3 protein-coding genes and 1 pseudogene are annotated in these 6,811 nt (G+C 37.3%); all 4 read left to right on the top strand.

The genetic code is table 11. The features are described from left to right. A pseudogene (locus ACFO3G_RS01905) lies at positions 1-97 on the top strand (transposase); the annotation flags it as partial. A 190-nt stretch (positions 98-287) separates the two neighbouring features. Continuing rightward, positions 288-2,132 (top strand): T9SS type A sorting domain-containing protein, encoded by a 1,845-nt coding sequence (locus ACFO3G_RS01910; protein ID WP_380077449.1) that lies wholly within the window; start codon positions 288-290, stop codon positions 2,130-2,132. 168 nt (positions 2,133-2,300) lie between these two features. After that, positions 2,301-2,570: a hypothetical protein gene (locus ACFO3G_RS01915; RefSeq protein WP_380077451.1), complete on the top strand. Its 270-nt coding sequence runs from the start codon at positions 2,301-2,303 to the stop codon at positions 2,568-2,570. Positions 2,571-3,485: 915 nt separating this feature from the next. Beyond that, positions 3,486-5,798, top strand: coding sequence for an outer membrane beta-barrel protein (locus ACFO3G_RS01920; RefSeq protein WP_380077453.1), 2,313 nt, complete (start codon positions 3,486-3,488; stop codon positions 5,796-5,798). The last annotated feature ends 1,013 nt before the right edge of the window (positions 5,799-6,811 follow it).

The raw sequence follows: 6,811 nt of genomic DNA on the forward strand, positions 1-6,811 counted from the left end.
TGAACGATTTATTTGCGTGTTTGGGATTAGCCCAGACCCGCAAGTTATTGACAAACTTTTCAAAGAACTCATTTTATTTACTGCCAGAGCCGCTTAGGCTTGGATATTTTTTAACGAACTATTGATATCAAAGGAAACAAATACCTTCAAGCCAAACCATCTGCCTGATAAAAAACATTAAAGCACAACGGAAGCATTACCCTTAGCTGTAAAAAAAAATCGTACTTTTACAAAACGGTCTTGAAATACGAGATAAATAAATACTTATAACAATCACAATTCAAAGAATGAGAAGATTTTTACAATTGAGTTGGATAATGCTTCTGACATTATTTGCAACCAGCATTACACATGCACAAAATGAAAGTGGTGAAACTCCACAACCCGAAATGGTCAAAGTGACCTTCAAAGCAGAACCTGCCGACCTTGCCAAAAGTTTGCAGGTCAAGTACAATACTTCCGGATTTAAGTACAAAGTGCTCCCCGAGGATGGAATGATCGAACCCGGCAAAACTATCAGAGCCTATATCGAGCCTAAAGAGGGAATTGTACTTAAGAAGTTTACAGTCAACGGAAAGGATTACGAGGGTAAAACGATAGGATCCGAAACCAAACCGTATATTCAGATTACGGTCAACGAAAACACCGATATCGTAGCGGTGCTCGAGAAGCCAAAACCCGGCGAAGGATCTGTCAAATACCTTATGCAGGGAGGAGATGAGACCTGCAAGGTACAAGGATATCTTGCTACCATGAACGAAGATGGCACTTTTACTCCCGACAGGTCGCAGCCGTTCGATTCTGAAAAGATTCTTCCAGAAAACCAACTCTTCGTTATCGAAGCGACTCCCGGAAGCAACTTTATTATCAAAAACTGGACATATGAAGGCAGCATAATGCAAAATCCCGACGAGTCTATATTTACTGAGACTCAGCTGCCCGGCATGATTATTAAAAATCTAAATCCTGAGATTATTGTAACATTCGAAAAGAAGCCACAACCCGAGATGGTCAAAGTAACCCTCAAAGCGGAGCCTGCAGACCTTGCTAAGAGCTTACAGGTCAAGTACAAGTCTCAAGACGATGAAGAATTCTCAGCCACTAATGAGGAGGGTTTGGTAATAAAAGATGCGACAGTCCGTGCGAGTGTCGAGCTTCAAGCGAATGCTACTCTCATTAAGTTCGTTATCAACGAAGAAGACTTTACCGGTGACATTCATGAATTGAATGGTCTCAAGTATATCGAAATCAAAGCAGACAAAGCTCTTGAGATAAAGGCTATCCTCAAGAAGACTTTGCCAACATTTACCTTTGACATCAAGGGGGACAATGCGACAAAAGCAAATGCCACTATAACTGTGATGAAGCAAAAGAAAAACGACAAGGGTAAATGGACAGATGAAAGTGAAGTCAAATCCGGAGATGAGATCGAGCCGGGTCAACACCTCTCTATCAAAGCCAAATATGACAATGGGTTTATCATCAAAAACTGGCTCAACAATGGTGAAGTTGTGATGCATACATCCAAACAAGGAGACACCTTTGTATCGACTTTCAATCCTCTATTCTTCGATATGACGGATGATGATACGAAGATCGAAATCGAGCTTGATATTCCCAATATCACTTGGGTAATGAACCTTCCGCAAGGGCTATCAAAAGCTGACAAAAAACAATTTGCCATCACTGTCAAAGACGGAGAAAACAAGATCTTCGGACAAAAGATGGAAGGATTCAAATATGGCTATTATATGGATAATCTTGAGGGCAAAAAAATAACATTGGAGGCCCAATTACCCGAAGGATATCAACCCAACTGGAGCATCAATTCCAAGGAAATAGATGACCATAAACCGACCATTACTATTGATGCAGACAAACAACTTGACATAGCATTGTCATTTGCCTCCACAGAAGGTATCGAAAGTATCGAGCATCTGACCAAGATTTACACCACTACGAATAAGATTGCAATCGAAACAAATACAAACGAGCAATATGCAATCTATTCATTGGACGGAAGACTGATACAAAAGGGTATCACGACAGAAGAAACTACAATGGTGGAAGCTGAGGCAGGTACATATATGGTCGTACTTCAAGGTAACACACAAAAAGTTGTTGTAAGATAATCAACAACACATATCTAATAGAGCTTAAGGGGCTGTGTCAGATTATCCCGACACGGCCCCTTGTTCTTTGCACTCTAAGAAAATACTTCAATGGAGTTGCACAAAAAGAGAGTTATTGCAAAGGAGCATACTTTTTTGTATATTAGGCTTTGATAAAGAACAGATACTATGGAGACAATTATTTTACTTACTCTGCTTTTAATTGGCATTTTGCTTGGCGGGAAACTCCTCCGGGCAGGTAAGCTGTGTCTTGTTCCATCGAAACAAATAACCTCCGGGGCGAAGATAAATATCAAGGCCTTGGGCACTCGTTTTTTACCGGCTGTGAAGCTCGAAAAAGAAGAGTCGTATTTGTTAAATATTATTACTTTCCATAATGCTCTCAAAGGGGCTCAAACAACTCCTGTTTATAACAAATTTCACACCTATTGGGGTTAGGGGAATCTGACCCAATGCACGCTTTGCCCGTTTTATTAGTACGAAACGGGCTTTTTTATGCGCTATTTTAACAAATAAGCTCGCGCGAGAAGCAATCCGTTCTCGCGCGACTTTGGATCTGATCTCGCGCGACCTTGACATGCGAAGTCGCGCTACTTCAGGTGCAACCTCGCGCGAGTATAGGTTCAAGGTAGCGCGAGAATGGATTGCAAGTCGCGCGACCTTACAAAAAAGGCGGCCTGAAGTGCGTTTTTAAGCCCCCAAATTGTCCATAAAAAGTAGCTTATACATCTATTAACATTTAGATAGGACGGTTTCGTACTATCACTTTTGGATTTTGTGGAGAATAAGCCTCTTTCGGGAGCTCAAAAGGGCTATTTTTCAGCCTAAAATAAGCACAGATATTTAACATTATTTACCGAATATATCTGCTTTTAGAGCTATAAATAAGCACTTCGGAAAACAAAGTTTTAGATAAAATATGCGGAAAACACGGATTTTTTTGTGTAAATGTGCAGATAAAAAACATATCGGATCTATGTCCAAATTATCGACAATAAGATCTCAAAAGATATGACTTTGCCAAGGCTCAAAATCCAGGGAAACCATATGCTGCTGACAACTGTTTTTAGAAGAAACAGAATCGCATTCAGGATATTTCTGAAAGCATATTTTAACCCTCTATCTTGTAGATATATATATTTTTTGATAACTTTCCGCTATTTATTAGTAAGAACAATTAAAATTATCCTATAGTTTCGGTTGTTTGCTACTCATAAGAACACAGACAACACATCTATTAGACTACTTATATTCAATATATTAAGTCATAATATAGGTTTGTTTCCTCAATTAATCTAAATTGTTTTATTTAGAAAAATAAAGCATACTACTTATAATTTAATTAAGGATTTTATGAAGAAAATTCTATTACTCCTACTAATTGCCGGGGTCTTTGGTAACATAAGAGCTCAATATTCTATTACGGGAAAAGTTTTAATAAAAGATGGAGAAGGTCTTGAAGCTCATGTCAAATTATTTGCAGAAAACAATTCTGTGGAGTCCATTATGCAAACAGAGAAAGGCATATTCACCTTTTCAAACCTTATTAAAAATAAATCCTACTACGTAGTAGCCTCCTGCGTAGGATATACTACAGATACCATAAAGATAGAACGCATCAGAGAAGATTTAAACCTTGGAACGATGTTTTTGAAACCCAGTCTTATCAATTTAGGTGAAGTAGTTGTTGTGGGAAGTAGTATGACTTTCAGAAATGGAGTTAAGCGAATAATACCCAATAAGTTTCATAAAAAGAACAGCACCGATGCCATGGTAATGCTTGACAAAATGAACCTATCGCGAATAAATGTAGACCCTCTCACAAAGAGTCTTACTTTGAATGGTGGTGGCAACGTAAAGGTGATGTTGAACGGAAGAGAAGTTTCGGCAACTGAAATCAGTTCATTATCTCCAAGTGTAATACAGCGTATTGAATATCACGACACCCCTGAAGCACGATATGGCAATGCAGATGTAGTTCTTGATTTTATTACCAAGGAAGACAATACAGGTGGTAGGATTTATCTCTCCTTATGGCAAGGGCTTTTGACTGCTTTTGGAGAGGATTATATTTCTTTGAAATTCAACCGTAAAAATAGTCAGTTCTCACTGGATTACAATCTGTCGTATCGTAATTGGAAAAAACTTAGCAGAGATTACGACGAAGACTTTTATTTGTCTAATGAAACAATATCAAGGGCTGAAAAGGGACATCCGGGGCGTTTCAAATATGACAATCATAATGTACGATTTAACTACAACTACCAGAAAGAACAGAAAATAGTAAACTTATCTTTGGGAACAGCCTTACAGCACGCACCCTACAAAGAGTGGAAAAGCGATATACAATATCGTAAAACGACCTTCGATTTGTACGATAATGCCAAATCTTCCGGTGTAAATCCATTTACCCGGTTGTATATACAAATGCCAATAAGACAAAATCAGCTATATATAGCAACCCTTTCAGGTCAATATAACAAAGGAGAATATAGTCGTCAGTATCATGAAATCGACGATAAAAATAAATCCAATCAATTTTATAGTGAAGCTAATGAAGTGCAAAAAGGTTACGCTCTATCTCAACTATACGAAAACAAGCAGAATTGGGGAACCCTGACCATTGGAGCTAATTTCAACCAACAGTTTACCACAAGTGACTATGAATACGCCCAAAGTCCTCAAACACAGACACATCGTACAACCATGCGTCTATCCAATCTTTATTCTTATGCACAATGGGGCAAAGGGTGGAACAAGTTATATACTCGCGCAGGCATTGGTCTCAACCAACGATGGATTCATGTAGGGCAAGAGAAGCATAAAACATTGCAAATCAGTCCAATGATTTTCATGCGTTATGCGATTTCTCCTAAGTTTGAGCTTCGATATCAAGGATCCGTTTCTAATGTAATGCCCTCGCTTTCGGCATTGTCAGACTATTCGCAGGAGATTGATTTTATCCAAACCCAAAAAGGAAACCCATTCCTAAAACCACAAATAGACTTTTACAATGCATTGGTATTTAACTATATACTTAAGAAAACTGCATGGGGACTGTATCTAAATCAAACCTATTCAAAATCTCCCATAATGGAGAGTACATATATCGAAAACGGTAGAGTCATCAGGACACAAGAGAATCATAGAAATTTTCAGAACTACAATATGGAGTTAGAATATGGAGGGCAACCCATAGGAGATTTCCTCTCTTTCAAAGCCTATGTCGGCATGAAATTGTACAAAAGCAATGGAAACCAATATACCCACAGCAAAACTATACCATATTATGGGGGACAAATTTCTGTTTATTACAAACAATTCTCCCTAAGATGGCAGTTCCGTAAGTCTACACAAGACAAGTTCTGGGGAGAAACATTTTATCGGTATGAAGATGGACACATGCTGTCGATAGGCTATCATACCAATAAAATCAGCCTGTCTGCCGATGTACTCAACTTGTTTGCCCTGAAACACATCTCTGCCCAAGAAAACTATTCAAATGTCGGGCCCTATAAACGATATGAATATCTTAATGAAACGAAGAATCTTATTCGCTTAAACCTCACGCTGAACCTTTCGTATGGCAAAAAATATAGAGAATTGACAAGACGAACAGACAATCGTATAAATAGTGACTCATCCATTATTAAAGGAGAAAAATAATATTTACTTGAAGCAGCGATGAAAAACTTTAGAATTTTAGAATAGAGCGATGTGATACCACCTTTGTGGATGCCCCGGCAACACAAGCAACGGGAAAGAGGTATGTCGGAATTGGAGATAGACAAGCTTCGTTCATTAAAAAGCTCTTTTCTTGAAGGTATCTTTGTTTGATACAGGCCTGCAGTCGGAGGCACTTCTTGCAACTATCTCAAAACAGATTATTAGTCCGACAAAATCTTCCATACGTTCCTGCGAAGGAAAGATCTCCTTTGAAAATTATTGCTGTTGATAAAGTAGATAAGGTCATATTGAAGTCTCCCAAACACTTTATTTATAGGGATGAGTATCTCAATCTTTAAAGATAAGTCCCCCTTTTTTGATTCTAAAGTCGGCTGTCCGACAAAAACTAAGCATGATTTACAGGATAATATCACAGAATAGGTAATTCCGTTTGGTTAGAGAACAATCGTGAGAGCTGTTTATATGAAATCCAACTTTGATGGGCAGCCAAAACTTTTATCGGACAACAGCAATAATTCTTTTTATTCCAAAAGAAACTTTGATCATGCTATTTTATATATAATTACAAAATAATTCTTTTTATATTTATTATTGATTTCAATTATGTTTTATCTTTCGTAATTCATCTATTGCTTAATAATATCATAATGATTCATTATGTCTTGCAGCTTATTTTTCGCTGTTCAAGACTATATATTTATTAACTATTTTACCATTTAATTTTATCCATGCTCATTGTATTAATTGGATATATATAATATTTATATTAAATTTGCATTAGATAATTAATACGAAATAACGATACTCTTTCTTATATTATTTATCACCATATAATTATTAATTTATGAATAAAATTAAGATTCTAACCAATAGTGTCCTAAACGTTTTTGACGAATAAAAAGAAAAGGGTAGGTTTGTATTGAACAAAAAAGAACAGCTCCAAGAGCTGTCACCAACCACCCTTTTCATGGCAAATATAACACTATTCGCAC

It is taken from the genome of Falsiporphyromonas endometrii (assembly GCF_042654485.1).
Lineage (GTDB): Bacteria > Bacteroidota > Bacteroidia > Bacteroidales > Porphyromonadaceae > Porphyromonas > Porphyromonas endometrii.

Excerpts from the sequence above, each read along its gene's own strand:
- ACFO3G_RS01910 (WP_380077449.1), top strand. The coding sequence starts at position 288 with ATGAGAAGATTTTTACAATTGAGTTGGATAATGCTTCTGACATTATTT.
- ACFO3G_RS01915 (WP_380077451.1), top strand. The coding sequence starts at position 2,301 with ATGGAGACAATTATTTTACTTACTCTGCTTTTAATTGGCATTTTGCTT.
- ACFO3G_RS01920 (WP_380077453.1), top strand. The coding sequence starts at position 3,486 with ATGAAGAAAATTCTATTACTCCTACTAATTGCCGGGGTCTTTGGTAAC.